22 protein-coding genes are annotated in these 25675 nt (G+C 73.8%); 8 read left to right on the top strand and 14 right to left on the bottom strand.

Features of this window, described 5'->3' with window-relative positions:
- The first annotated feature begins 6 nt into the window (after nucleotides 1-6).
- Entirely contained in the window at nucleotides 7-2349 is a 2343-nt protein-coding gene (gene treY / locus ABZ490_RS27535) for a malto-oligosyltrehalose synthase (RefSeq protein ID WP_358995243.1), read from the top strand.
- 136 nt (nucleotides 2350-2485) lie between these two features.
- A complete protein-coding gene (locus ABZ490_RS27530) occupies nucleotides 2486-3736 on the top strand; it encodes a M14 family zinc carboxypeptidase (RefSeq protein ID WP_358995519.1) in 1251 nt (416 codons plus the stop codon).
- Nucleotides 3737-3772: 36 nt separating this feature from the next.
- Here ABZ490_RS27530 and ABZ490_RS27525 read toward each other — a convergent pair whose 3' ends face one another.
- The 3 genes from ABZ490_RS27525 to ABZ490_RS27515 form a co-directional block, all read right to left on the bottom strand.
- The gene (locus tag ABZ490_RS27525; protein WP_358995240.1) at nucleotides 3773-4231 is read right to left on the bottom strand and encodes an SSI family serine proteinase inhibitor; all 459 of its coding nucleotides are present in this window, start codon (nucleotides 4229-4231) and stop codon (nucleotides 3773-3775) included.
- Nucleotides 4228-5547: a M14 family zinc carboxypeptidase gene (locus ABZ490_RS27520; RefSeq protein WP_358995237.1), complete on the bottom strand. Its 1320-nt coding sequence runs from the start codon at nucleotides 5545-5547 to the stop codon at nucleotides 4228-4230. Before ABZ490_RS27520 ends, ABZ490_RS27525 begins: the two co-directional genes overlap by 4 nt.
- Nucleotides 5548-5730: 183 nt before the next feature.
- Entirely contained in the window at nucleotides 5731-6282 is a 552-nt protein-coding gene (locus ABZ490_RS27515; protein WP_358995234.1) for a DUF1707 and FHA domain-containing protein, read from the bottom strand.
- 174 nt (nucleotides 6283-6456) lie between these two features.
- Here ABZ490_RS27515 and treZ point away from each other — a divergent pair, with 174 nt between their 5' ends.
- Nucleotides 6457-8202, top strand: coding sequence for a malto-oligosyltrehalose trehalohydrolase (treZ, locus tag ABZ490_RS27510; protein WP_358995231.1), 1746 nt, complete (start codon nucleotides 6457-6459; stop codon nucleotides 8200-8202).
- A gap of 97 nt (nucleotides 8203-8299) precedes the next feature.
- Here treZ and ABZ490_RS27505 read toward each other — a convergent pair whose 3' ends face one another.
- From ABZ490_RS27505 to ABZ490_RS27485, 5 genes are all read right to left on the bottom strand, one after another.
- On the bottom strand, nucleotides 8300-9232 hold the full coding sequence (locus ABZ490_RS27505) for an aminoglycoside phosphotransferase family protein (protein ID WP_358995228.1): 933 nt from the start codon (nucleotides 9230-9232) through the stop codon (nucleotides 8300-8302).
- 61 nt (nucleotides 9233-9293) lie between these two features.
- Complete coding sequence (locus ABZ490_RS27500) at nucleotides 9294-10421, bottom strand: aminopeptidase P family protein (RefSeq protein WP_358995225.1); 1128 nt, start codon at nucleotides 10419-10421, stop codon at nucleotides 9294-9296.
- A gap of 106 nt (nucleotides 10422-10527) precedes the next feature.
- Nucleotides 10528-10863, bottom strand: coding sequence for a LysE family transporter (locus ABZ490_RS27495; protein WP_358995515.1), 336 nt, complete (start codon nucleotides 10861-10863; stop codon nucleotides 10528-10530).
- Nucleotides 10864-10981: 118 nt separating this feature from the next.
- On the bottom strand, nucleotides 10982-11605 hold the full coding sequence (locus ABZ490_RS27490; RefSeq protein ID WP_358995222.1) for a PDZ domain-containing protein: 624 nt from the start codon (nucleotides 11603-11605) through the stop codon (nucleotides 10982-10984).
- Nucleotides 11606-11713: 108 nt separating this feature from the next.
- On the bottom strand, nucleotides 11714-12580 hold the full coding sequence (locus tag ABZ490_RS27485; protein WP_358995219.1) for a LysR family transcriptional regulator: 867 nt from the start codon (nucleotides 12578-12580) through the stop codon (nucleotides 11714-11716).
- An 88-nt stretch (nucleotides 12581-12668) separates the two neighbouring features.
- Between ABZ490_RS27485 and ABZ490_RS27480 the strand changes: the two genes are divergently transcribed.
- Nucleotides 12669-13403, top strand: a complete 735-nt coding sequence (locus ABZ490_RS27480; RefSeq protein WP_358995216.1) for a hypothetical protein — start codon at nucleotides 12669-12671, stop codon at nucleotides 13401-13403.
- Here ABZ490_RS27480 and cyc2 read toward each other — a convergent pair.
- The 4 genes from cyc2 to ABZ490_RS27460 all read right to left on the bottom strand — a co-directional run bounded on the left by cyc2 (nucleotide 13391) and on the right by ABZ490_RS27460 (nucleotide 19074).
- Nucleotides 13391-15577 carry a germacradienol/geosmin synthase Cyc2 gene (gene cyc2 / locus ABZ490_RS27475; RefSeq protein WP_358995213.1) on the bottom strand — a complete coding sequence of 729 codons (2187 nt, stop codon included), beginning with the start codon at nucleotides 15575-15577 and terminating at the stop codon, nucleotides 13391-13393. The two genes, ABZ490_RS27480 and cyc2, sit on opposite strands and share 13 nt — an antisense overlap.
- A gap of 116 nt (nucleotides 15578-15693) precedes the next feature.
- Nucleotides 15694-17091 (bottom strand): damage-control phosphatase ARMT1 family protein, encoded by a 1398-nt coding sequence (locus ABZ490_RS27470; protein WP_358995210.1) that lies wholly within the window; start codon nucleotides 17089-17091, stop codon nucleotides 15694-15696.
- A 362-nt stretch (nucleotides 17092-17453) separates the two neighbouring features.
- The gene (locus ABZ490_RS27465) at nucleotides 17454-18101 is read right to left on the bottom strand and encodes a ScbR family autoregulator-binding transcription factor (RefSeq protein WP_358995207.1); all 648 of its coding nucleotides are present in this window, start codon (nucleotides 18099-18101) and stop codon (nucleotides 17454-17456) included.
- 70 nt (nucleotides 18102-18171) lie between these two features.
- Nucleotides 18172-19074: a ScbA/BarX family gamma-butyrolactone biosynthesis protein gene (locus ABZ490_RS27460; protein ID WP_358995204.1), complete on the bottom strand. Its 903-nt coding sequence runs from the start codon at nucleotides 19072-19074 to the stop codon at nucleotides 18172-18174.
- Between the two features lie 179 nt (nucleotides 19075-19253).
- On the opposite strand from ABZ490_RS27460, the gene ABZ490_RS27455 reads away from it, so the two are divergent.
- Nucleotides 19254-19904, top strand: a complete 651-nt coding sequence (locus tag ABZ490_RS27455; protein WP_358995201.1) for a ScbR family autoregulator-binding transcription factor — start codon at nucleotides 19254-19256, stop codon at nucleotides 19902-19904.
- A 135-nt stretch (nucleotides 19905-20039) separates the two neighbouring features.
- Here ABZ490_RS27455 and ABZ490_RS27450 read toward each other — a convergent pair whose 3' ends face one another.
- On the bottom strand, nucleotides 20040-21851 hold the full coding sequence (locus tag ABZ490_RS27450) for a S8 family serine peptidase (RefSeq protein ID WP_358995198.1): 1812 nt from the start codon (nucleotides 21849-21851) through the stop codon (nucleotides 20040-20042).
- A 311-nt stretch (nucleotides 21852-22162) separates the two neighbouring features.
- Between ABZ490_RS27450 and ABZ490_RS27445 the strand changes: the two genes are divergently transcribed.
- Nucleotides 22163-23116, top strand: a complete 954-nt coding sequence (locus ABZ490_RS27445) for a lytic polysaccharide monooxygenase (protein ID WP_358995195.1) — start codon at nucleotides 22163-22165, stop codon at nucleotides 23114-23116.
- 18 nt (nucleotides 23117-23134) lie between these two features.
- On the opposite strand, the gene ABZ490_RS27440 is transcribed toward ABZ490_RS27445, so the two are convergent.
- The gene (locus ABZ490_RS27440) at nucleotides 23135-23770 is read right to left on the bottom strand and encodes a Tat pathway signal sequence domain protein (RefSeq protein WP_358995192.1); all 636 of its coding nucleotides are present in this window, start codon (nucleotides 23768-23770) and stop codon (nucleotides 23135-23137) included.
- Between the two features lie 687 nt (nucleotides 23771-24457).
- Here ABZ490_RS27440 and ABZ490_RS27435 point away from each other — a divergent pair.
- The gene (locus ABZ490_RS27435; protein ID WP_358995189.1) at nucleotides 24458-25126 is read left to right on the top strand and encodes a DUF6230 family protein; all 669 of its coding nucleotides are present in this window, start codon (nucleotides 24458-24460) and stop codon (nucleotides 25124-25126) included.
- Nucleotides 25114-25572, top strand: a complete 459-nt coding sequence (locus tag ABZ490_RS27430; RefSeq protein WP_358995186.1) for a DUF6114 domain-containing protein — start codon at nucleotides 25114-25116, stop codon at nucleotides 25570-25572. Before ABZ490_RS27435 ends, ABZ490_RS27430 begins: the two co-directional genes overlap by 13 nt.
- The last annotated feature ends 103 nt before the right edge of the window (nucleotides 25573-25675 follow it).

Here is a 25675-nt window from a genome sequence, read left to right as displayed (position 1 = left end):
GTCTCCATGACCCCTGCGCGCCCCGCTCCCGTCACGCCCACGGCCACCTACCGGCTCCAGCTCCAGCCCGCGTTCCCGTTCGCCGCCGCGGCGGCCGCCGTGCCGTACCTGGCCTCGCTCGGTGTGTCGCATCTGCACCTCTCCCCGGTCCTGGAGGCCGTGCCGGGCTCCCTCCACGGCTATGACGTGGTGGACCACGCCCGCGTGCGCGAGGAACTGGGCGGCGAGGAGGGGCTGCGGGCGCTGGCGGCCACCGCGCGGGAGCACGGGCTCGGGCTGGTCGCGGACCTCGTGCCGAACCACATGGCGATGGCCCCGCGCCACAACCGCGCCCTGTGGGAGGTGCTGCGGGAGGGCCCCGGGTCGCCGTACGCGCGCTGGTTCGACATCGACTGGGAGGCGGGCGGCGGGCGGATGCTGCTCCCGGTCCTCGGGCACCCGGTCGGCGCGGAGCTGGAACGGCTGCGGGTCGACGGCGGGGTGCTGCGCTACCACGACCACGTCCTGCCGCTGCGCGAGGGCACCGCGGAGCTGTCGCTGCCGCAGCTGCTGGACGCCCAGTGGTACCGGCCGGTGTGGTGGCGGCTGGCCCGCACCGAGCTGAACTACCGGCGGTTCTTCAGCATCTCGGAGCTGATCGGGGTGCGGGTGGAGGACCCGGAGGTCTTCGAGGCCACCCACGGCACGGTCCTGCGGCTGCTGCACGAGGGTGTCCTCGACGGACTGCGGATCGACCATCCGGACGGGCTCGCCGACCCCGACGGCTATCTGGAGCGGCTGCACGAGGCCACCGGCGGCCGCTGGACGGTCGTGGAGAAGATCCTCGCGGACGGGGAGCGGCTGCCGGACTCCTGGCCGGTCGCCGGCACCACCGGCTACGACGCCCTGCGCCGCGTCGACGGGCTCTTCACGGACCCCGGGGGCGCCCGGGAGCTGCTGGGCCTGTACCGGCGCTTCGCGGCCCCGCAGACGGACCGCGGCGGCGACTGGGCGGCGACCGCGCGGCGGGCGGCGTACGGGGTGCTGGCGCACGAGCTGGCGGCCGAACGGGACCGGCTGACCCGGCTCGCCTCGCGGATCTGCGCGGGCGCCGCGGATCCGGTGCTGCGCGACCGGGCGCCCTGGGCGCTGCGCACGGCGCTGGAGGAGCTGCTGGTCCGGATGGAGGTCTACCGGCCCTACGCCTCGGGCGACGCGGCCGCCGTGGTCACCGAGGAGGCGGCCGAGGAGGCCCGGGGCGCGTTCACGGTGGCGGAGGAGGCGGGCGCCGTCGACGCGGTGCGGGCGCTGGTGCTCGGCGGGGAGGGGCCGCTGCGCGCGGAGTTCCGGGCCCGGTTCGCGCAGACGGCGTCCGCGCTGCGCGCCAAGTCCGTGGAGGACACGGCGTTCTACCAGTACGTGCCGCTGCTCGCGGCGAACGAGGTGGGCGGCGAGCCGGGCCGCCCCGGGGTGTCCCCGGCGGAGTTCCACGCGTACTGCGCGCGCGTGCAGCGCGACTGGCCGGCGGGCGGCACGGTCGTGTCCACGCACGACACCAAGCGCAGCGCCGACGTACGGGCCGCGCTGGCCGTGCTCACCGAGTGCCCGCAGCGCTGGGCGGAGGTCCTGGAGCAGGTCACGCGCGCGGAGCCGGAGGCGGTGGACGGTCAGCTCGCGTGGGCGGCCTGGCAGACGGTGTTCGGGCTCGGCCCGGCGGCCGGGGAGCGCGTCCGGGAGGCGCTGCTGAAGCATGTGCGCGAGGCGGGCCTGTACACGAGCTGGACCGAGCAGGAGCCGCAGTACGAGGAGGCGGTGGCCGCGTTCGTCGCGGCGGGCCCGTGCGGGGCGCCCGGGGAGCGGGTGGCGGCGCTGCGCCGCGCGCTGGAGCCGCACATCGGGGCCAATGTGCTCGGCACGGCCCTGGTGCAGCTGACGATGCCGGGGGTGCCGGACGTCTACCAGGGCACCGAGGGCGACTGCCGCACCCTGGTGGATCCGGACAACCGGCGCCCGGTGCGGTTCCCGCCCGGCGACGGGGGTCCCAAGGCGGCGGTGACCCGGGCCGCGCTGCGGCTGCGCCGGCGCCGGCCCGCCGCGTTCGGGACCGCGGCGGCGTACGAGCCGCTGGCCGCCGAGGGGCCGGCCGGGGAGCACTGTCTGGCGTTCGCGCGCTCGGGTGAGACGGTCACGGCCGTGACCCGGCTGTCGCTGCGGCTGGCGGCGGCCGGCGGCTGGCGGGAGACCCGGCTGCCGCTGCCGCCGGGCCGGTGGGCCGACGTCCTGGTGCCGGGGCGGGAGTTCGAGGGGCACGCGCGCGTGGCGGAACTCTTCGCGGAACTGCCGGTGGCGCTGCTGGAACGCGCGGACTGAGGGGCGGCCGGAGCCGTTCGCCGTGCCCGGCGCGGCGTGCTTCCGGGCGCCCCCCGGAGGCTCCCCTGGGTGTTCTTGACAGTTCACCGAGTCCGTGGGGTACTGCGGAGAGCGAAGCCGGTCGGACATGACGGGGGTGAGTCTCCTGCCGGTGCTGCGCTACCCCACGGTGACCGAACTGACGAGCAGCGCCCGGGCCCTGACCGCGCGGCATCCCGGACTGTGCGCCCTGCGCCAGGTGGGGCTCTCCCGCGCGGGCCGTCCGCTGCATCTGCTGTCCGTCGGCCGTGCCCGGCGCGCGGTGCTGGTCGTCGCGGGCGCCCACGCCAACGAGCCCACGGGTGGCCCGACCCTGCTGTCGCTGGCCGAACGGGTGCTGCACGAGAGGGAGTTGCGCAACGGCACCTCCTGGCACTTCCTGCTGTGCGCGGACCCGGACGGCGCGAGTCTGCATGTCACGCCCGCGCCGCGCAGTCTGCTGGAGTACCACCTGGGGTTCTTCCGGCCGGCGGGGCCCGAGCAGCCGGAGTGGTCGCCCGCCGTGCTGCCGCCGGACCGGCTGCCGCCCGAGACGCGTGTGCTGACCCGGGTCATCGACGAGCTGCGGCCCTACCTCCAGGTGACGCTGCACGGCACCGATCTGGGCGGCAGCTGGGTGCAGCTGACGAAGGACATCCCGGGTCTCGCCGAGCCGTTCGCGAAGTCGGCGGCGCAGCTGCACATCCCCGTCGAGACGGGTGCCTCGGACGCGGCGGGCTGGCCGGCCTCCGGGCCGGGGGTGCGGGTGATGCCGGACGCCGACGCGGGCGCGGCGTACCCGAGCATGCCGGACGACGCGCGGCACAGCACCTGGTACCACGCCCATCGCTACGGAGGTCTGACGGCGGTGGTGGAGGTGCCGATGTGGGCGAGCGACCTGGTGGACGACTCCGCGCCGCACCCCGAGCCGGCCGCGGCGATCCGGCGTCTGGCGGAGCGGCTGCTGCGGGACGCGCGGGAGGTGGAGCGGGTGCTCGCCGAGGCGCTGCCGCGGCTGGAGGGCGTGGACGGGCCGTTGCTGCGGGCGGCGCGGTGGGGGCTGGAGCTGGTGCCGGGCCTGGCCTCGGACTGGACCCACACCCCGCCCGCCGACACGACGATGGCGTACGTCGGCAGTGTGGACGCCTTCGCCCGGCGGCTGCCGCTGAGGGCGGCGGCGATGCTGTGGCGGGTGCTCCAGGAGAGCGACGACCACGCGGCCCCGCGGCTGGAACAGCTCGTCGGGATGTGGAGCGACGCGTTCGCCGTGCGCTTCGGCGCCCGCTGGGTGCCGCTCGAGCACCAGGTGGAGCACCAGAGCCGTACCGTCGTCGCGGCGGCCCTGCACGCGCGCGAGGGGGCGGCGTAGGGCAGGCCCCGCGCCACCCCCTCGGCGGTACCGCGGTCAGGCTCCGGGTGCGGTGGTCCCGGTGTCGTCCAGGGCGAACACCGCGCCGGTGCGGGCCTCCATCTCGCAGGCGTTGGCGAAGGTCTGGGCGTACGCGACGGCCTTGCCGTTCCACTGTCCGCTCGCGTGGGCCGTCACGGGGGCGTAGACGAGGGTGCAGATGGTGTCCTGGGCGGCGGGGAGGGCGTTGAGGTCGCCGTTCACCGCGTTGAGCTGGTCGCAGGCCTCGGCGGCGCGTCGGTGTCCCTGGGGCGGGCCGCAGAGCAGCAGGGTGCCGCGGGTGTCGTCGGAGGGGGCGGTGTCGCGGGTGACGGAGAGCTGGAGCCAGTTGCCGGGCTGGGGGTCCTGGGCGGCGGCCTGCGCGGGAACGGCACCGGCGGCGAAAAGGAGGGCGGCCGCGGCCGCCAGCAGGACGCGCCGCAGGGGTGCCGGGGCAAGGGGGTGGGAGTGTCTCATTCCCGGTGCATCGGCACGGTGGCCTGGGTTCCCCAGTCCGGCTCACCCGAACGCGTGGGCCGAGGGGGCCGCCCGGCCAGTTCGAACGCCGCGAGCACCACTCGCGCCTGGTACTCCACCTGGCGGGCGACCGGGACCCAGCGGGCCCCGCAGTCGTCCCGGAGGGCGGCGCACCAGCGGTCGATGAGCGCGTCCAGCTCCGGCAGGGCGCCCGCCGGGTCGTGCCCGGCGCCGGTGACGAGCTGGTGGAGGAGGCCCGCCGTGCGGACGGCGATGCGCAGGCCGGCGATGCGCAGGGCGGTCAGATGGGCGGTGGTGAGCGGCGGAAGGGGCCGTCCGGGGTCGGTGGTGTCGGGGTCCCAGGCGTCGGCGAGCCCGGGGCAGACCAGGAGGTAGTCGTCGACGGGGGCGAGCAGCCGGGCGGCCTCGGGGGTGCCGGGCAGCCGGGGCCGTATCCGGGCGAGGAGGTCCGCCAGCACCCGGGTGTCGTGGCGCAGGGCGCCGCTCAGGGCGCGCAGCTCCGCGTCCCGGTCGGCGGGCGGGGAGCCGTCCCCGACGGCGGCCACGCCCCACATGGGCGCCTCGACGACCGCGGTGACCGTGCCGTGCCGGTGCGGGTGGTACCAGGTCGACTCGACGGCGGCCTCGGTGATGGCGGCGGCCAGGTCGCGCCGGCGCGGGGGCGGGATCCGGTAGACGGCGGGTCCCAGCACCGGCCAGTAGAGGGTGTCGTACGCGCCGAGTTCGCGCGGGATGCCGAGCCGGGCGGCGGCGTAGGCGATCCGGCGGTCGAGTCCGGGCAGGTCACGGGTGAGTTCGACGAAGCCGCCGCCGATGTCGACGCCGTGCAGCGAGCACTGGAAGAAAGGTTTCAGTTCGTCCTGGAGGCGGAGCAGCGCCCGGGTCTCCGGGAGCGCCGCGGCGGCCGCTCCGTCGGGCAGCCATTCGGGCTGTTCCAGGAAGCCGGGCCGGAAGAAGTGCCGGAAGTGGCGGCCGAGGGTGTAGGGGCCGCTCAGCCAGCCCTCGTTGCGGCGCAGACCGTCGGGGTCGAGGCAGAGCAGCAGGTTCCAGGTGGCGTCGGCGCCCTCGGTGAGCCGGGGGTCGGCGAGGGCCCGTTCGGCCAGTCTGAGGGCGGTGGCGCCGCCGACCGGCTCGTTGGCGTGCGGTCCGGCGACGACGAGGACCTGGCGGGTGCCCCGGCCGACGGAGAGCAGCCACAGCGGGGTGCCCGCGCGGGACAGTCCGACCCTGCGCAGCCGGGCGTCCCGGGGGTGGCGGGCGGCGAGCGCGGCGGCGCGGGCCGCGAGTTCGTCCACGGTCGGGTAGCGGAGGAGTGGCGGCAGGGCACACCTCCATGACGGCGCCGTCGTTTCACCGGGCGTATCCGGTCTACGCACCCTGAGTCATGGCGTGGGGGTACGTCAACACCGCCGTATCCGCCGTTACCCGGGCAAGCCGGTCGGGGCGGTTCCGGGTCGGCGCCGCGGCGGTGGGCCGGTTCAGTTCACGGAGAGGCGGAACGCGACGTTCCCGAAGGAGACCTGGTCGCCCTCGCGGACGACGGCCGCGCCGATGACCCGGCGGCCGTTGACGGTGGTGCCGTTGGTGGAACCGAGGTCGCGCAGCACCCACATGCCGCCCTGGCGGCTGAGTTCGGCGTGCACCCGGGAGACGCTCTCGTGGGTCAGGCGCAGCCCGTTGACGGGGTCGCGGCCGATCCGCAGCGCCTGTTCGGTGCCGGGGTGCGGCAGCAGCAGCTTGGGCAGCCGCTCGGCCTGCCAGGCCCGGCGCAGCCGCACGGTGAACCCGGAGACGGCCTCGACGGAGCCGAAGACGACGCGGGAGAGGCGGTTCTCCTTGGGCAGGTCGGCGGTGAGCGCGACCAGTTCGTCGGAGCGGCGGGCGGCGAGCGCGAGTTCCATGCGGCGGATGAAGGTGTCGTGCGACAGCCGGCCCATGGCGACGCCGTCACGGAGCACCTTCAGCGCCCTGTCGCGCTCCGCGTCGGACAACCGCGCGGGGTACGGGTTCACCTCGAAAGACGACGTCACGCTCGTGATTGTCGGTCAGTGAACCCCGGGTGTCCAGAAAACGGGTGAACGCCCGCTCGCGCGCGTGGCCGAAGACACCCCCCACGATGGGGGTGTTGCCCCGTGGGACGGAACCCGTTTGCCGCACGATGGACCCGGCTACATCACGGTGAGCAGACGTAAGGGGAACCGTCCGTGCAGTTCGAGGTGTGGGCACCACAGGCCGGCCGGGTGACGCTCGAGTGCGACGGCGTCACGCGCGCGCTCGGGCCGGATCCGGAGCGGGCCGGCTGGTGGACGGGTGAGGCGGAGGCCGCGGACGGCTCGCGGTACGGCTTCGCGGTGGACGACGGCCCGGTGCGCCCGGACCCGCGCTCGCGCCGCCAGCCGGACGGGCCGGACGGGCTGAGCGCGGTCGTCGACCAGGGCCGCTACGACTGGCGGGTCCCGTGGCCGGGGCGTCCGCTGCCGGGCGCGGTCCTCTACGAGCTGCACGTGGGCACGTTCACCGCCGAGGGCACCCTGGACGCGGCCGCCGGGCGCCTGCACCATCTGGCCGAACTCGGTGTCACGCACGTCGAGTTGATGCCGCTGTGCCCGTTCCCCGGCCGGCACGGCTGGGGGTACGACGGGGTCGCGCCCTGGGCGGTGCACGAGCCGTACGGCGGCCCCGAGGGGCTGAAGCGGTTCGTGGACCGGGCGCACGAACTGGGCCTGGGCGTGGTCCTGGACGTCGTGCACAACCACCTGGGCCCGTCCGGCAACTACCTGCCCGAGTTCGGCCCGTACTTCACCGAGCGCCATCACACCCCCTGGGGCGCGGCCGTCAACCTGGACGCGCCCGGCTCGGACGAGGTGCGGGCGTATCTGGTGGGCAGCGCGCTGGCCTGGCTGCGGGACTACCGGCTCGACGGGCTGCGGCTGGACGCGGTGCACGCCCTGGCCGACACGCGCGCGTACCCCTTCCTGGAGGAGCTGTCGGCGGCCGTGGACGCGCTCGCCGCGGACACGGGCCGGCCGCTGTTCCTGATCGCCGAGTCGGACCTGAACGACCCGCGGCTGATCACACCCCGCCGCGAGGGCGGACTCGGGCTGCACGCCCAGTGGAACGACGACTTCCACCACGCCCTGCACACCGCGCTCACCGGGGAGGCCCAGGGCTACTACGCCGACTTCGCACGCGATCCGTTCGCCGCGCTCACCGCGACCCTCACCGGCGGGTACTTCCACGACGGCGGGTACTCCGGCTTCCGCGAGCGGCACCACGGGCGCCCGCTGGACCGCTCCCGGGTCCCCGCGCACCGGCTGCTGGGCTACTCCCAGACCCACGACCAGATCGGCAACCGGGCGCAGGGCGACCGGCTCGCGGCCTCCCTCTCCCCCGGGCTGCTCGCCTGCGCGGCGGCGCTGACGCTGACCGCGCCGTTCACACCGATGCTGTTCATGGGCGAGGAGTGGGCGGCGGGCACGCCCTGGCAGTACTTCACCGACCACACCGATCCCGAGCTCGCGGAGGCGGTACGGCGGGGCAGGCGGCGGGAGTTCGCGGCGCACGGCTGGGCCGAGGCGGACGTACCGGATCCGCAGGACCCCGCGACCCGGGACCGCTCCTGCCTGGACTGGTCCGAGCGGGGGCGTGCGCCTCACGCGCGCGTGCTGGCCTGGTACCGGGAGCTGATCGCGCTGCGGCACGCGCAGCCGGATCTCACCGATCCCGATCTCGCCGACATCAAGGTCGCCCACGATGCCGGGGCCCGCTGGATCGCCTTCCGTCGTGGGGACGTGCGGGTGGCGGTGAACCTGGGCGGGGGGCCGGCGGCGATTCCGCTGGGGCCGCGGCCGGCGCGGGTGCTGGCCGCGTGGGAGCCGGTTTCCGTGCCGGGGGCGGACGGGGTGTTGGAGGTGCCGGCGGAGTCGTGTGTGGTGCTGCTGCAGGAGTGAGGGGGCGGGGTTCGGGGTGGTGTGTGCTGTTCGTGTGCCGGGTGCGGGTGCGTTGTGGCTGGTCACGCAGTTCCCCGCGCCCCCCTTTGGGTGCCCGCTAGTCCTCGTCCTCCCGGAATTCCGTCGCCCTCTCCAGCAGGATCGCCTCCCAGGCGTGGCGGAGTTCGGTGTGCAGGAGGGGGAGCGGGGTCGTGCCGTGGCCGGTGATGCGGTCGGCGAGGCGGGTGACGGTGTCGCAGCGGGCCAGCCAGAGGCCGCGCAGGCAGGGGCGGGCGCCGTAGCCGGCGAGGGTGGCGGCGCGGACGGCGGCGCCCGAGCCGACCGCGAGGGCGAGTCCGGCGATGTCCTCGGCGGGGTCGCCGATCACCGCGCCCGTCCAGTCGAGGACGCCCCGCACCCGGCCGTCGGCGCTGACCACGAGGTGCTCGCCGCGCAGCCGGTGGTGGACGAGCACGGCGGTGGCGGGCTGCGCGGCGAGCTGGGCCGCGCCGGCCTGGGTGAGCTGGTGCAGGCGCCCGGGGTCGAACTCGTCGGCGCGGGCGAGGGTGTCGGCGGCGGCCACGGCCATGCGGCGCAGCGCCTCCAGGGAGCGCGGGGCGGCGCGCGGCACACCGAGCGTCTCGGCCTGCCGGGGCGGCACCTCGCGCAGTCCGCCGAGGAGGCCCGCGAGGTCGGCCTCGCCGACGGCGGACACGTCGTGCTCCTCGGCGGTGCCGCCGGGCACCTTGGTGTCCAGGGTGTAGCTCAGCCCGGGCGACCACTCGCCGTGCGCGACACCGGTCGGCACGGCGACGGGTACGTGCGGGCGGACGAGGTCGCGCAGCCGCAGTTCGCGGCGCTGGCGGACGGTGGCGTCGTGGTCGGGGGCGAGCCGCAGCACATGGCGGGTGCCGACCCACCAGGTCCAGTGCCCGCCCTCCTCGGAGACGGGCCGCACCTGGGGTCCCGGTCCGCCGCGGTCGCCCTCCTTGAGGAGCGCGCGGACCAGTCGGCGGACGGTGTCCGCGGTGGGTGTCGGTGCCTGGGTCATGATCGCGCCGTTGCCGTTCGGGTGGGTGCCGGACTCCTGGGGGTGGGTCGGTGGGGCGGGCTCAGTCGACGACGACCAGCTCGCGGGTGGTGTCGTTGAGGCGGCGGCCGCCGTCGTCCGTGACGGTGACGATGTCCTCGATGCGCACCCCGAACCGGCCGGGCAGGTAGACGCCGGGCTCCACGGAGAAGCACATGCCGGGCACGAGGGGCTGCTCCTCGCCCTCGATCATGTACGGCGGCTCGTGGGTGGTGACGCCGATGCCGTGGCCGGTGCGGTGGATGAAGTACGCGCCGTACCCGGCGTCGGCGATGACCGCGCGGGCGGCCCGGTCGACCTCCTGGCAGGCGACCCCGGGGCGCACGGCCCGGAAGCCGGCCTCCTGGGCCGCGCGGACGAGGTCGTGGACCCGGCGTTCCTCGTCGGTGGGCTCGCCGACGTGGACGGTGCGGGAGGTGTCGGAGCCGTAGCCGTCCTTGAGGCCGCCGAAGTCGAGGACGACCATGTCGCCGCGTTCGATGACGCGGTCGCCGACCTCGTGGTGCGGGTTGGCGCCGTTGGGGCCGGAGGCGACGATCGTGAAGTCGACCTGGGAGTGCCCGAACCGGCGGAGCAGTTCGGCGAGGTCGGCGCCGACCTCGGCCTCGCGGCGCCCGGCGAATTGCACGGTGCGGATCTCCTCGAACGCCCGGTCGGCGGCGGCGCCCGCGGCGGCCATCAGCTCCAGCTCGGCCGGGTCCTTGACGGCCCGCAGCATCGGCAGGACCTCGGTGAGGGCGGCGTAGGAGGTGCCGGGCAGGGCCCGCTGGAGGCCCAGCAGATGCATCGCCCAGGTGTTGTCGCTGACGCCGAACCGGCCGCGCGGGTCGAGCAGGCCCGCGGTGACGGCGTAGGGGTCCTTGCCGTCCGTCCAGTCCCGCAGGGTGAGCGCCGGGGCGCCGGCCGCCTTCGCCGCGTCCGGGGCCTCCAGGGTGGGGACGACGAGGACGGGGTCGTGGCCGGGGGCGAGGGCGAGCAGGGTGAGCCGTTCGGTGGCGGCGGGGGGCGCGTAGCCGGTGAGCCAGACCAGGTCGGGTCCGGGTGCGACGAGCAGCCCGGCGAGTCCGGCGTCGGCGGCCTCGCGCGCGGCCCGTGCCATACGGGCCCGGTAGTCGTCGGCGGTGAAGGGCGCGGGCGCGGTGCCGGTCATCCGGGTCTCCCTCGGTGGTGACGGTGACTACGGGCAGCATCCTGCCCGGACAGCGGGGGCCGCGCGAGCCGGTTCGCGCGGTTCGGGGCGGTGGTGCCGGTTCCGGTCAGCTCTCCCAGGGCGGATGGGCCCACCTCCCCCACTGTCTCAAGGGCGTGGGAGGTGCGGGGTTGGCGAGGTTGAGCAGCAGCCCGGCCCGGTAGGACGCCCCGCCGCTCAGCTCCCGCGGGTCTCCGTCCATGGCCTCGGCCGTGCCCTCGTCGTCCCGCTTCATGCGGCGCGCCCGGCGCAGGGCCTGGACGCCGAACCGGACCAGGACGACCGCGCCGACGACGCGCATCATGTCGTACGTCAGTTCGAAGGCCGCGAGCGGGATGGTCAGGCCGGACGCGGCGACGACGCCCCGGACGAAGACGCCGGTCTCGTTGCCGAGGACGGTCAGGGGCTCATGGTTGCCGCGGGAGGGCGCGGCCCGCCGACCGGTACGCTCCGGTCGGGTTCGCCTTCCGTGTCCTGGACGACGAGCACCGGCTCACCGGCCGCTTCCGCGCCGTGTGACCTCACACGACCACGCCGGGCGTCACCCTCAACTGCCGGTACATCCCGTTCTTGTGACGGAGCGTCAGAGTCACCCCGCGGCCGGGGCGGGCCTCGCCGACCGCGCGCGCCAGATCGGCCGCCGAGTCGATCCGCGTCCCGCCGAACGCCAGCAGGACGTCCCCGCGCACCAGCCCGGCCGCGTACCCGGGGCCGGGCACGTGGACGGCGACGATCCGGGCACCCGCCCGCCCGGCGTCCACGGCCTCCAGGCCCAGGGTGGCGCGGACGGGCCGCGGGGCCGGTGCGACCGGGGCGGCGGCGGGAGCCACGTGGCCGGCGAGTCCTCGCACCGCCTGGCGCGGGAGCTCCGCGAGCCTGCTCGTCCCGATCACGGCCGCCCCGACCGTGCCGAGGCCGACGCCGGAGAGCAGCAGCAACACCCCGGCGAGCAGGCCGGGCAGGGCGCGCGCCGGCCGGGCAGGGCGGCGGCCGGCGCGCGGGCGCCCGACCCGGCCGCCCCGCTCGGCACCGCCGCCGGTCTCCCGGCCGGGCAGGGGCTTGGGACGCAACGCGGTCTGCTCCCAGGCTGCCCGTTCCCACGCGGACTGTTCCAACGCGGACTGTTCCCACGCGGTCTGTTCCATGGATCGCCTCCGGCTGGTGCCCTACCCGGCGGCGCGGTGCGTGACGTTTCCCGAACGAGTGAGACTGGTTGGGCGGGGGTGCGGAACGGGGGGCTCGGCCCCCCTCGTTCATCCCCCCGTGGACAGCTCGCGCGCCAGCAGCCCCGCCGCGCCCGTCGGCGTGCCCCCGTGGACGAGTTCCGTGCGGTGCACGAGACGGGGCTCGACGACCGGCACGGCGACCGCGCCGGGTACCCCGGTCGCCGCCGAGCGGGGCAGCAGGGCGAGGCCGTGTCCGGCGGCGGCCAGCGCGGTCAGCAGGCGCACGTCGGTGCCGTCGTAGCGCAGGGCGGGCCGGAAGCCCCGGCCGCCGTTCGCCGCGCGCAGTCCGGGCAGCGGGAGGGCCGTGTCGGGGGCGTCCAGCCAGCGGGCGTCGGCGAGGTCGCCGAGGCGCAGGCCGGCGCGGCGGGCCAGGGGGTGGGCCGCGGGAAGCAGGACGCACACGGGTTCCTCCGCCACGCCGTACGTGGTCAGCGGCGCCACGTCGGGCAGCCGGAGCGGGTCGCTGGGCGCGGCCAGGCCGTCCACGAGGCCGAGATCGGCGGTGCCGGCGGCGACGGCGGCCGGGACCTCGTCGCGGGCCAGGACGCGCAGGGTCACCCCGGCGGGCGGGAGCGCGGCGAGGGCGGCCGGGACGAGCGCGGTCGGCGAGGTGGCGAGGGTCAGTCCGTGCGCGGGCGCGGCGGCGATCCGTACGACGTCCGCGCGGGCCGCCTCCAGGCGCAGCAGCAGCGGGCCCGCGTGCTCCAGGAGCCGTTCGCCGGCCGCCGTGGGGGTGACGGGGCGGCGGGTGAGCAGCGCCGCGCCGAGGTCCTGTTCGAGGGCCGCGATGTGCTGGGAGACGGCCGACTGGGTGTAGCCGAGTTCCCGGGCGGCCTCGGAGAAGGAGGCGAGGCGGGCGACGGTGACGTAGGTGCGCAGGAGGTGCGGGTCCATGCCCGCCAGCGTCTCATCAGTACTGCTTATGGAGAGTGCAGGAATCATCGTTGGACGTGAACGAGGCGCCGCGCCCAGGATGAGGGACATGACGGAAACCGCAGCTCGGATCGCCAAGGTCGCCCTGGTCGGCGACCGCTCCCCCCATGTCGTCTCGCACACCCGCGTCCCCCTTCTGCTGGACGCCCTCGCCGCCCGGGACCGGCTGGTCCTGGACGCCTACTGGATCTCGTCCGAGGACGCGGAGGCACCGGACGCGGTGCGCGGCTTCGACGCGGTGTGGGTGCTGCCGGGCAGCCCGTACCGCAGCGAGGCGGGCGTGCTGGCCGCGATCCGCACCGCGCGCGAGACGGGCATCCCCTTCCTCGGCACCTGCGGCGGGTTCCAGCACGCCCTGCTGGAGTTCGCGCGGAACGTGTGCGGACTCGCCCACGTGGCGCACGCCGAGAACGACCCCGACGCCGACGACCTCCTGATCGCGCCGCTGGCCTGTTCGCTCGTCGGCCACGAGGGCGTCGTCACGATCGAGCCGGGCTCGCTCGCCGAGTCCGTGATCGGCTCGGAGCGCACGGTCGAGCGCTACTTCTGCGCCTACGGCCCCTCCCGCCACCTCGACACCCTGCGCGCCCACGGGCTGCGCTTCTCGGGCCACGACGAGGACGGGCACGTCCGGATCGCCGAACTCCCGGGCCATCCCTTCTTCCTGGCCTCCCTCTTCCAGCCGGAGCTGTCCGGCGACGGCTCGCGCCCGCACCCGGTCGTGCGGGCGCTGGCGCGGGCCGCGGTCGAGCACGCCGCCCGGACGGAGCGTCAGCCCGTCTGACCCGTCAGACCCGTCAGGTGGGCGACGGGTGCCGTGGGGGCGTGGTCGGGGAGGAAGCCGTGGGCGCGCCGGGCCAGGAAGTCCGGCTTGTAGCGGTCGACCTCGCGGTGCCAGTGCAGGACGCCCGCCATCCAGTTCCGGAGGTCGGCGACATAGCCGTCCAGGGCGGCGCGGGCCTCGGCGGACAGCTGGAAGTCGTCGTACAGGACGGGCAGTTCGTGCGCGACGATGTGCTGGAACTGCCGCATCCGCTGGGTCATCAGGTCATGGACGATGCCGAGCGCGGTCGGGTAGTCGCAGCCGAAGAAGTGCTGCACAACGAGGATCGCGTTGTGCATCTCGCCCTCGTACTCGATCTCCTTCTGGTACGAGAACACGTCGTTGGTGAGGCAGCCGTAGTCGATGGCGGCGTTCTCCAGGGCCTGCACGGGGCCGGTGCGGTAGATCTCCGGCGGGATCGCGGGCCCCCGGCCCATCCGGCACAGGCTCACGGTGAGGTCGGAGCCGAAGGTGGCGCGGCGCATCTCCAGGTAGTCGACGGGGTCGGGGACGCGGTTCTGGAGCTGGTTGGACAGCTCCCACACCCAGCTCTCGGTCATCTTGTCGACGGCGGCGCGCAGCGGGCGCCGCTCGTCGGGGGTGAGGCCGGCGGTGGTGCGGGCCCACAGGTCGATCAGGCCGCGCTCCATGCCGTTGACGGGCACGACGGGCACCGGCTCGTCCTCGACGGGCATACAGGCCGAGAGACGGGCGGTGGTGAGGCGGGCGCCGGCCAGGTCGTGGCGGCGGCCGAACACCAGGGGGTAGTAGTCGTCGCCGTAGGTGCCCCAGGCGAGCCACCGGGCGCTGAGGTCGAGGGCCTCGGGGGTGGCGTCCGGATCGAGTCCGGCCGAGCACAGCGGCAGGTCGTAGGCGTCGAGCTTGTCCTCGTCCCACACGCCCTCCGCCAGCATGCCCGTCCCGTGCATCCACGCCGTCAGACGGGGGCGGGCCGCCGCCAGATGGGGACTGTGCGCGACCTGGTACGGCATGAGGAAGTCGGGCAGCAGCGACGGGCCGACCTTCTGGAACGGCACGTGCGCGTACGCCCGCAGACGCTCCGAGGCGGCCGAGGCGAGCAGCGCCACGACGTCCGCGGCGGTGGTGCCGGGCCCGGTCAGCCGCTGCCAGGGGGCGGCGGAGACGGCGCCCTGGTTCATGTAGCGGCTGGAGCGCAGATGCCACTCGTGGCCGCCGGACTGCCAGTCCTGGAGGCCCTTGGTGTACGCGGCGACGGCGGCGACCTCGTCGGGGCGCAGGCCCTTCTCCAGGGCGAGCGCGGGCACTTCGGTGAACGCGGTGTGCTCGAACTGGTGGAGGCGGGAGGTGAGGATGTCGTTGACGGTGTCGGCGGCCTCCTGGGTGGTGCAGCCGAAGAAGGTCTCCAGGACCAGCACGCCGTTGCTGTTCTCCCCCTCGTCCTCGACCTCGCGCTGGTAGGAGAACAGGTCGTTGCGCAGGTGCACGGCGTCGGAGAACGTCTCCATCAGCACCCGCAGCGGCCTCGTGCCGGCGACGGAGGCGGGCACCTCGGCGGTGGCGTACTCCACGAGCCCCGCCGACCAGGGGGCGCCGCCCACCTTGCGGCGCATCTCGATGTACTCGACGGGGTTGGCGATCCTCCCCTCGTCGATGTTGGACAGCTCCCACATCGACTCGTTGAGGAGATGTTCCGTGGCCACGGCGAAACGGCGCCGCCAGTCCGGCGACATGGCCGGCACGGTCCGCGCCCACAGGTCCTTCAACCCCGCCTCGACCGGGTTGCGCGGCTCGGGCACGGGCACGGCCGGGTCCAGCGGCATGAACAGCGGGAGCCGGTCCAGATGGGCCTTGCCGGCGGCACGGTCCGGAGTGCGCTTGAACATGTCGAGGAAATGGTCGTCGAAGAAGAACACCCACACGTACCAATCCGTGATCAGCGACAGCGCGGGGCCGTCGCAGTCGGGGTGGGTGTACGCGCAGAGCAGGCCGTAGTCGTGCGCCTCCAGATCGGCCTGCTCCCAGATCCCGGACCCCTCCAGCATGCCCATGGCGCGCGCCCAGTTCGTCGAGTGGGCACGCGCCTCCTCGACGTGCGGGTTCAGCCGCGCGGGGTGCGGCATGTAGAAGTGCGGGAGTTCGAACGGCTGCTTCATGGCCGGGGCCCTACCCGGGGCCCCCGACACCCATCCGTACGGCCGCACATGATCACACCATCGCGTGAACGGGGCGGCCGGGCTTGCGATTCGGGGACGTCCGCGGCGGCCGCCGGTCAGCCCCGGACCTGGATGAGGGCGTGCGTGCCGCCGGTGCGCCAGCTGCTGCCCTCCGCCGCGTCCAGGGCGGACTCCGTCTCCTCGGTCAGGCCGGTGATCACCTCGGACTTGAGGGTGCGCAGGGCCGCGACCGGGCCGGGGAAGTACCCGACGGTGTCGGCGAAGGGGGTGGTGGGGGGCCGGCGGCGGTCGCCCACCAGACGGCGGTAGTTGAGGTCGCCCTTGACGACGGTCAGGTCGGCCGCGGCGAACTCCGCGCGCAGGTCGGGCGGCAGTTCGGCGTACGGCAGCGGCGCGGCCGCGAAGGGGTGGGCGCGGACGGCGAGGGTGCCGTCCGCCGTCGCCGCCCAGAGCCTGCGGCCGTACGCGGCGGCCTCGCCGGGGGCGGCCGTGAGCGTGCGGAGCGCGTCGACGACGTCGGCGGGCGTGGCGTCGGAGACGTAGTACGGGTACGGCTTGACGTGCAGCACGATCCGGCCCGCCCGGCCCTGTTCCAGGAGGTGGGCGGCGAGGAGGAGGTCGGGGATCAGTTCGCGGCCGGCGTTGTCGGCGATCAGGCAGACCGTGCCGGGGGCCTTCCGGCCCGCCGGGAGGAGTGCCCACAGGGCCTCGCTGTCGTCGGCGACCAGTCCCGGGGCGGCGTCCCGTGCCTCGGCGTCGGCGTCGGAGAGGCGGAAGCCGAGGTCGGCGCGGTTGCCCCAGAGGGAGCCGTGGAGCAGGGCGCGGGCGCGTTCCTCTGCCGGGCGGGTCCGGAGGGCGTCGAGCGCGGCCAGTTCCGCGCCGGTCTCGGGTGCGTCGAGTTCGGCACGCTTGAAGGGCTGGAACGGGTCGATGCCCCGCCAGGCGCCGGGCCCGAAGTAGCCGACGGCTTCGAGGAGCCGGCGGTAGAAATAGCTCTCCGACCACAGCCACGGCACCTCGAACCAGGACCGGCCCGCGTAGGCGTCGAGACCCCACTCCCGCCAGCGGTCGCCGTCGTGCGCATCGGCGGGGAGCGGTTCGACGACACCCTTCAGACAGCTCTCCAGCAACGCGTCCAGTGCCTGGTGCACGGCGGGGTCGTAGGGGAAGGCGCCCCGCACCTGCCGGATGATCGCCGGGTGCCGCTCGGCGAGAACACCGTGGGGGAAGGACCCGGGCTCGTCACCGAGGATGACGGACGGCGGGGCTGGGGCGCCGGACGCCGAGGCCGGGGTGCCGGGTGGCGGGGTGGGGGGAACGGACGCCGAGGCCGGGGTGCCGGACGGTGGGGCCGGGGGGCCGGACGGCGAGGCCGAGGTGCCGGACGGCGAGGCCGAGGTGCCGGACGGCGAGGCCGAGGTGCCGGACGGCGGGACCGGGATGCCGGACGGCGAGGCCGAGGTGCCGGGTGGCGGGGTGGGGATGTCGGGCATACGGCTCACCGTAGCGCCCGGTCCGCCCCGGCCGGCCGCCGTCCTGACCCGCGCGGTGGATCACGGCCCCGCCCGGCCGGCCGCCGTCCTCACCCGCGGTGGATCACGGCCCCGCCCGGCCGGCCGCCGTCCTCACCCGCGGTGGATCACGGCCCCGCCCCGCCGCCGCCGTCCGAACCCGCGCGGTGGATCACCGCCGGACCGCTCCCCTGCCGGCCGGCCCCGCCGCGCCCTGCTCGGCCCTCAGCCCCAGAGTCCGGCACCCCGGCACCCCGGCACCCCGGGAGCCCGGGAGCCCGGGAGCCCTCAGCTCCTCAGCTCCTCAGCTCCTCAGCTCCTCAGCTCCTCAGCTCCTCAGCTCCTCAGCCGGCCATGATCTCCCGCTCCAGGCGCGCCGCCAGGCTGAGGTAGCGCGGGCGGCGCGGGACCGGTACCAGGCCGCGGATGAGGACGTACCACATCTCGGCCATCCGGCGCGGCAGCCGGGCCGCCGGTTCGCGGGAGCGGCCCACCACCCGGGTGCCCACGAAGAAGCAGACCAGGGAGTGGGCGACGGCGTCGATGTCGACGTCCTGATGGATGTCGGACTCCTTCACCGCGCCCATGAGCCGACGGCTCATCAGCTCCAGCCACTCCGCGAACGGATGCCGCAGGGGCGGCTTGACCGGCACTCCTCCGGTGGCGAGCCGGAGCCCCGCGCGGGCGATCGGGCCCTCGACCGAAAGCCGCGCGAGGCCGAACGTGAGGCGCATCAGCGCTTCGAGTGCCGGATAGCCCCGGTCGTCGATCTCACCGGCGACCCGGCGTGAGGCCTGGGACTGCAACTCCATGATGGCGTGGGCGAGATCCTCCTTGGCCGCGAAATGGAAGTAGAGCGCTCCCTTGGTGACACGGGCGTGCTCGACGATCTCACTGAGGCTCGTCGATTCGTAGCCGTGCCGGTCGAACAGATCGGCAGCGGCCGTGATGATCGTCGCGCGGGTCTGTTCGGCGCGTAACTGCCTCGCCATCGACTGGACTCTCCTGGGCCGGTAAAGAACGGGTCATGCCGTTTGTTTCTTACCCCCAGTACACAATAGCTCACCGTGCGGCGGTACCCACCAGGCATGTGAAGACCGTCGACTCCCCTTGTGTTCCGAGGACTTGGACATCGGTTCCATGGCCTCCCTTTGCCTCGATCCACACGGGTTCGTCCAGTTCGACATAGCGATGGAAGAGCGCGTGATACTGAACGGGTGACCGTCCGTCGGCTCCGAGCAGCCGGGCGACCTGGCGGGCGGCCTCCAGAAGGAGCATGCCGGGAACATGGTCGAGCGGATGGTCGAAGAAAACGGGGTGTGCGGTATCTACTCTCAACTGCCAGCGATCGGGCCCGTCGGCCGGGGCGAGGACCACGTCGGCAGGCAGCGCGCGGTCCACGTCGGCCGGGGCGAGACCGGCCGGCAGGGGGACCGCGGACACCGACTCGGGGGTGCGTCCGCCGCGCAGCCGGCGGTAGACGGGGCCGCCGACGACGGTGAAGGCGACGTCGGCCGCGGCCACCGGTTCGCCCTCGCGCAGCACCCGGGCGGTGTACCGGGCGCCGGCCAGGCGCCGGCCGCGGTACTGGACCTCGGCGAAGAGCAGCTCCAGCTCCGGCTCGGCCGGCAGCGGGTCCACCGCCAACTTCTGGGTCAGTACGTCGACTTGGAACTCCTGCATGACGAACTGGTGATCCAGCGGAACGCCGTACTCGGCGTGCGTGACGAGCGTGCCCGCCTGCCGGACCGTTTCGACGACGAGCAGGGGGTCATAAGCGGACCAGTCGGGCGACACGTGTAACCCATGGGCCCGTGGCCACTGGGCGGAGACCGAGAACCGGTCCTCCCCGGTACGCCGCCAGCCGGTGAGCAGAGTCTCCGACAGGGCGGCACGATGGACGAGCTGGCGAGGCACAGTGGTGGTCAGGGACGGAGCGTCGGCAAGCTGCCGCGGTCGAGTCATGTCTCTCCCTACGGTCCCCCGAAGGCCATGGCAGACGGCGAACCGTCCGCTCCGGTAAGCGTTAGAGTACGAGGCGACCGGTTTGTTTTCAATGAGATCAGTCGACGGCATCCTATGATCGGGGCGGACCGCGGGCGATCGCGCGTTCTTGCCCAACTCGCTGCCGTGAAGGGGCTCTTATGGCGAAACAGGAGCGCGCCATCCGGACGCGCAGGGCGATCGTGGAGGCGGCCGGCGCGGTCTTCGACGAGCACGGCTACATGTCGACCACCATCTCGATGGTCCTGGAGCGCGCCGAAGTCACCAAGGGCGCCCTGTACTTCCACTTCCCGTCGAAGGAATCGCTCGCCCACGCGGTCCTCAACGAGCAGGTACCGTTCGGCACGGTGCCGCCGCAGGCCTGCAAGCTCCAGGAGATCGTCGACATGACCTTCGTGGTCGGTCAGCGGCTGCTGAGCAACGCGTTGTTGCGGGGCAGTGTGCGGCTGGCGGTGGACATGGAGACGCCGTCCGGGATCGATCACGGCGAGCCGTTCCGGCAGTGGGCCGAGCGGTTGACCGACCTGTTCGAACTGGCTCGTGAGCGGGGCGAGTTGCTGCCCACGGTGAAGCCCCGGGAGACCGTGGAGCTGCTGGTGGGCTCCTTCACCGGCATCCAGCTGATGTCGCGGGCGCTGACCGGCCGCGCGGACCTCGCCGACCGGCTGTCGGTGATGTGGGCGCACATCCTGCCGAGCATCGCGGTGTCGGGGGTGCTGCCGCGTCTGGACACCCGGGCCGACCGCGGGGTGCGGGTGCTGGCCTCGCTGGAGGAGCGGGCGGCCTCCTGACGGCGTACGAAAGAGCGTATGAAGTGGCGCGCGAGCGGCGCGCGAAACGCAGTGCGGCGGGCCGGCCGGTGTCCATCCACACCGGCCGGCCCGCCCGTTCTTCTCAGGTCACGCGGGGTGGTCCCGCGTCCGCTCTCAGAAGGTCAGCTTCCACCCGTTGAGCGTGCCCGTGTCCTGCGCCGCGACATCCTGGACCTTCAGCTTCCAGGTGCCGTTCGCGGCCTCGCTGGAGGCGTCCACCGTGTAGGTGGTGTTCACGTCGTCGGCGGAGTCCGAGGTGCTGGAGGACTTCAGGCGGTACGTCGAACCGTCCGGGGCCACCAGGTCGACGACCAGGTCACCGCGGTAGGTGTGGGTGATGTCGACGGCGACCTTCAGCGCCGAGGGGGCGTTGCCGCTCAGTCCGCTGACGGCGATGGAGGAGGTGATCGCCGCGCCGTTGTCCGGGACGGCGACCGCGGTGCTGCTGGAGAACGTGGTGCCGCCGGTCGAGCCGCCGCCGGTGCCGCTCACCGCCGCCACCGTCTTCGCCGCGTCGGCCAGGCCCGCGCCGCAGCCGCCGGAGCAGGCGCCGGGCAGCGCACGGGCGTTGTTCTTGATCGCGGTCTCGATCTGGGCCGGGGTCAGCGCGGAGTTCGCCGACTTCATCAGCGCGACCAGGCCCGCGATGTGCGGGGTGGCCATGCTGGTGCCCTGGTAGTAGGCGTACGACTCGGTCGACGGCGTCTTGCTGCCGGAGTTCAGCGTGGACAGGATGCCGTTGGCGGTGCCGGTGCTGGTCTGGCCGCCAGGGGCGGAGATGTCCACCAGGGAGCCGTAGTTGGAGTAGGACGCCTTGGCGCCGGCGCGGTTGGTGGCGGCGACCGAGATGACGTTGCTGCAGTTGCCCGGCGAGTGGTTCGCGACGTTGTCGTTGTCGTTGCCGGCCGCCACGACGACGGTGGTGCCGCGGTTCACGGCCGCGGTGATCGCGCTCTGGGTGGCGGAGGTGCAGGCGCCGTCGCCGCCCAGGCTCATGTTGATGACCTTGGCGACGTTGGTGTTGGCGGGCACGCCGGAGACGGTGCCGCCGGACGCCCAGGTGATGGCGTCGATGATGTCGGAGTCGTAGCCGCCGCACTTGCCGAGGACACGGACCGGGGAGATCTTCGCCCCGTAGGCGATGCCCGCGACACCCTTGTTGTTGTTCGTGACGGCGGCGATGGTGCCGGCCACATGGGTGCCGTGCCAGGAGGAGGTGGAGGCCGGGATGCCCGAGCCGCAGTCGTTGGCGTTGTACCAGTCCCCCGGGTCGGCCGGGTTGCTGTCGCGGCCGTCGCCGTCCACCGAGACGGCGGTGTCGGCGATGAAGTCGTAGCCGCCGACGATGTTCGCGGCGAGGTCGCTGTGGGCGACGTAACCGGTGTCGATGACGGCGACGGTGACCCCGCTGCCGGTCGAAGTGGCCCAGGCGCCCGGGACGTTCATACCGGCGGTGGTCTCGTAGAGGTCCCACTGCTTGGCGTACTCGGTGTCGTTCGGGTCGGCCTGGGGGGTGTTGAGACGGTCCGGGACGACATAGGCGACCTGCGGGTCCGCCTGGTACCGCGCGACGACGTCGGCGACGTCCGCCCGGGTGACGCCCTCGCCCAGGTCGACCAGGGCCGCGCCGGTGCCCAGCCGGCGCCGGAAGTCGACGTCCTCGCCGGCCTGCTCGCCCTTGGCGGCGGCGTCGGCCTCGGCCGCCGCGTTCGAAGTGGCCTCGCCGGCACCGGACTTGTAGCCGACGATGAGGCGCTCGGCAACCGTGCCGGGGGCGGCCTCGGTCTGCGCGGCGAGCACGGCGGCGGCCGGGGCGGAGGAGTCCTGGGCGGCGACCGCGGAGGCGGTGGAGGCGGCGGTGAGCAGGGCCGCGGAGAGGGCGGCGGCGGATATCAGCTTCCGCCGCAGAGCGGGTGAGGTGCGCAAGGGCGTGCCTTTCGTGGCCGGCTCCGGGCGGACAGCGCGGAGCAACGGTCGATCGCTTCGGCGTCGAAGCGGCGGGGGGTGGGGAACGCGATGGCCGGCCAGGCGCGGGAAGCTGCTTCCGCCAGGGGTTACCTGTGGTTCAGCTGTGCAGGAACGATAGGCAAAGGAATGGTCATCCGGATACGGGGGAAACCCTCGATCCGGCCGGAAACCCACCCTCGAAAGCCGCGAACCGATCCTGAACACACCGGGGCCGGTTCCCGTACTGGACGGAACAGACCGTTCCCGCGCCGGCCGAGGAGACGTCCCCGATGCCCCGGATGACCGCACACCACAGCGCCGCCCTGACGGCGGCCGCCGTGAGTCCCCTGCTGCTGAACCTGTGGGCCGCCGGCCCCGCCCTGGCCCATGGCGCGCCCACGCAGCCGTCCAGCCGGGTCTACGGCTGCTCCCCGGAGGGCACGCAGACCGGCAGCGCGGCCTGCAAGGCGGCGATCGCCGCCAACGGGACGTCGTTCGCCGCCTGGGACAACCTGCGGGTGGCGAACGTGAACGGCCGCGACCGGCAGACGATTCCGGACGGCAAGCTGTGCAGCGGCGGGCTGTCCGCCTACAAGGGGCTGGACCTCGCGCGCGCCGACTGGCCGACGACCCGGCTGACACCGGGCGGGACGCTGAAGATGACGTACGCCTCGACGATCCCGCACACCGGGACCTTCCGGCTCTATCTGACGAAGCAGGGCTACGACCCCACGAAACCGCTCACCTGGGACGATCTCCCGGAGCGCCCGTTCGCCGAGATCAAGGACCCGACGCTGACCGACCGGGCGTACCGGTTCAGCGCGAAGCTGCCCGCCGACCGGACGGGGCGTCAGGTGCTGTACACGATCTGGCAGAACAGCAGCACGCCCGACACGTACTACTCGTGCTCCGACGTGGTGTTCTCGGCGGCGTCCGGCGCATCCGGCACTTCAGGCGCATCAGGGACGTCCGGCACGGACGGGAAGAAGCAGGAGGCGAAGGCCTCGGCGACGCCCTCGTCGGCCGCGCCGGTCGCCTCCGCCTCCACGGCGGCCGCGGGCTCGTCGGAGCCGGCCACCGCCTCGCCCGCGCAGGCGGGCGCGGACGCACCCGGGAGCACCCCGGTGGCGTCCGCCACCGGGGCAGGTTCGGGTCCGTCCGCGCCGCTGCTGGCGGGCGGCGCCACCGCCGTGCTGGTGCTCACCGGTGGCGTCGCCCTGGCGCTGCGTCTGCGCAGGCGCTGAAGTCCTCGGTTACGAGGGTCAGTTGACGGTGACCGCGTTGCCCCCGTCGGTCACCGGGGCGTACTTGGCGGTGAAGTAGCCGGCGGAGGGGCACAGCGTCGAGCCGGAGGACCGGGTGAACGCCTGGTTGCTGAAGTTGATGCTGTTGTCGGTGTTGCTCGCGGTGCCGCTCAGACCGGACGCCTGGTAGACGCAGGAGACGGTGCCCAGCAGGGTGCGCAGGACGACCGTGGTCTGGACGGTGGAGCCGCTCGGCGGGGTCACTGTGACGACGCCGGCCGAGGTGACGGTGGTGGTGTACGCCAGGTTGTTGACGGTGATGCTGGTGACACCGGTGACACCGAGGACGTTCGAGGTGCAGTTGCTGAACGTCTGCCCGGTGAGCGACTCGGTGGCGGTGCCCGGGGCGGCCGGGTTGTCGGTCACCGTCGCGGTGAAGGTGGACGTGGCACAGGAGATGCCGCTGGTGCCGGTCGCGCTGTTGTACAGCGTGGCGGCGGTGCCGCTGGCCAGGGACGCGTTGAGGACGTCGCCGACCGCGACATCGCCGTTGGCGGTGGTCAGGACCGCGCCGGCCGCGGAGGCCGGGGTGACGGCCGGGAGGGTGAGGACGACGGCGGTACCGGCGACGGCGAGAAGGGAGCGGATGCGCATTGGCGGGTGCCTCTCTCTGAACTGGGGGGTGTTTCGGGGGAGTTGGTTGGATCGTGGGTGCCGTTCGCAACGTGGGGGGACGCGACTCGGCGTCCGCCGTTGCCGGCCCGTGACGCCTTCTCCGTACGTGACGGACCGGCAACGGCAGCCGGCCGGTGACCGTCCGGAGCCACTGGACGGTGACTCCGGCCGGGCCGGGCGGGATGGGCGACCGGTCGCGGCCCGCGGGGGGAAGCGGCCGTACCGGTGCCGGATGAGGGATCGGACTCGGGTGGATCCGCCCACGGGGAACGGAAGGTCCGGGAGCGCGGTGGTCACCGCGCGGCGGATCCGGCGCCACGGATCCGGGCCGAGCCACGGATTCGGGCTGAGCCAGGGAGAGTTGTAGACCTGAGGTTCCGTCAACGTCAATACGTTGTAAGGAAGTTGATGATCCGACAGATATATGCAGGGAACATGTGACGGACTTGATCCACAGGTGGCACATGATGAACACTCTTTTTCCACATCTCCCTTGACCCCTTGGTGTAACCATCGGTAACTTCCTCGTTGGCTACTGCTGCGTAACGTGAAAGCCCTTACGGCTTCCGGGAGTTGCGAGGAGGCGTACGCGGCAGCCGCTGTCCGCGCCAGGACAACGCGCCACTGAAGCCCGACCCGCACCACTTCAAGCGCATGGGAGCAGACATGGCCTCGTCCCCGGACGTCACGTCGTCCGACGACAACACCCCCGGGAACCCGGAAAACGGTTCCTCCGGCAGACGCGGCCGGGTCCGGCCGCGCCGGGCCGCAGTGATGGCGGTGCCGGCCGCCGCGGTCGCCGCCACCCTCGCCATCCTCACCGCCGAGGGCGCCCTCGGAGTGCAGTTCGCCATCTCCGGCATGCCGTTCGTGGTCACCGGCGACAAGCTCGACGGAACCGGGTTCGAGCAGTTCGGCGCGCTGGACAGCATGATCGAGAACAGCCCCAACCAGGGCGACACCGGCGGCCAGGTCCTGGTCGTCACCTCGATCGTGAAGAACGGCGACATCACCAACATGTGCCAGAGCGTCGACCTCGGGGGCATCCAGCTGCTGCTCACCGCCGGCGGCGAGGGCACGCCGGTGCACGTGGAGAACCTGGCCATCGACTCCGACGTCATCAAGGGTGACGCCGAGTTCCACGGCATCGAGATCGGCGGCGACGCCAGCACCTTCAACAAGGGCGGCGTGAAGGGTCCCGAGGGCGTCTACGGCCAGCAGGCCGACACCGTCCTCATCAAGAACCTGTACCAGCACAACTACGCGGCCACCGCCGGCGTCTTCAAGCTGCCCGACCTGCACATGCGGTTCGGGACCGGGGGTTGCCCGCAGTGAGTGACAAGGGTCAGTGGCGCAGCACCTTCCGCGCCTGGCGGGGGCGTCGGCCCTTCCTGGGCGGGGTGCTGCTCACGCTCGGCGGCGCCGAGATCCTGGTGACCATGAAGGCGCCGCTCCCGGTCATCCTGCACATCGGTATGCAGGGCCTGGCGGGTTACCTCCTGCCCACCCTGATGCTCGTCTGCGGCCTGCTGATCGTCTTCAACCCGGCGCAGCGGCTGTTCTACTCCGTGATCGCGGTACTGCTCTCGCTGGCCACCTGGGTCACGTCCAACCTCGGCGGGTTCTTCGTCGGCCTGCTGCTGGGCATCGTGGGCAGTTGCATGACGTTCGGCTGGCTGCCCGACCAGGAGCCGCGGGTGAGCCGCCGCAAGCGGCGCAAGGCGGCCCGGGCGGCCGCCGAGGCGCTCCAGCCGTCCGCACTGCCGGGCGAGCCCGCCTGAGGCAGGCGTCCGACCACACCGGCGGGGGGGCGCGCGCCCACCCAACGCCGGGAGGGGCGGCGGCCCCCCGCGGGACCCGGGTTGCCGGGGGGGTGTGAGGGTG

The organism is Streptomyces sp. NPDC005811 (assembly GCF_040630405.1).
Taxonomy (GTDB): domain Bacteria; phylum Actinomycetota; class Actinomycetes; order Streptomycetales; family Streptomycetaceae; genus Streptomyces.
This window is presented reverse-complemented; position numbering and strand designations above follow the sequence as displayed.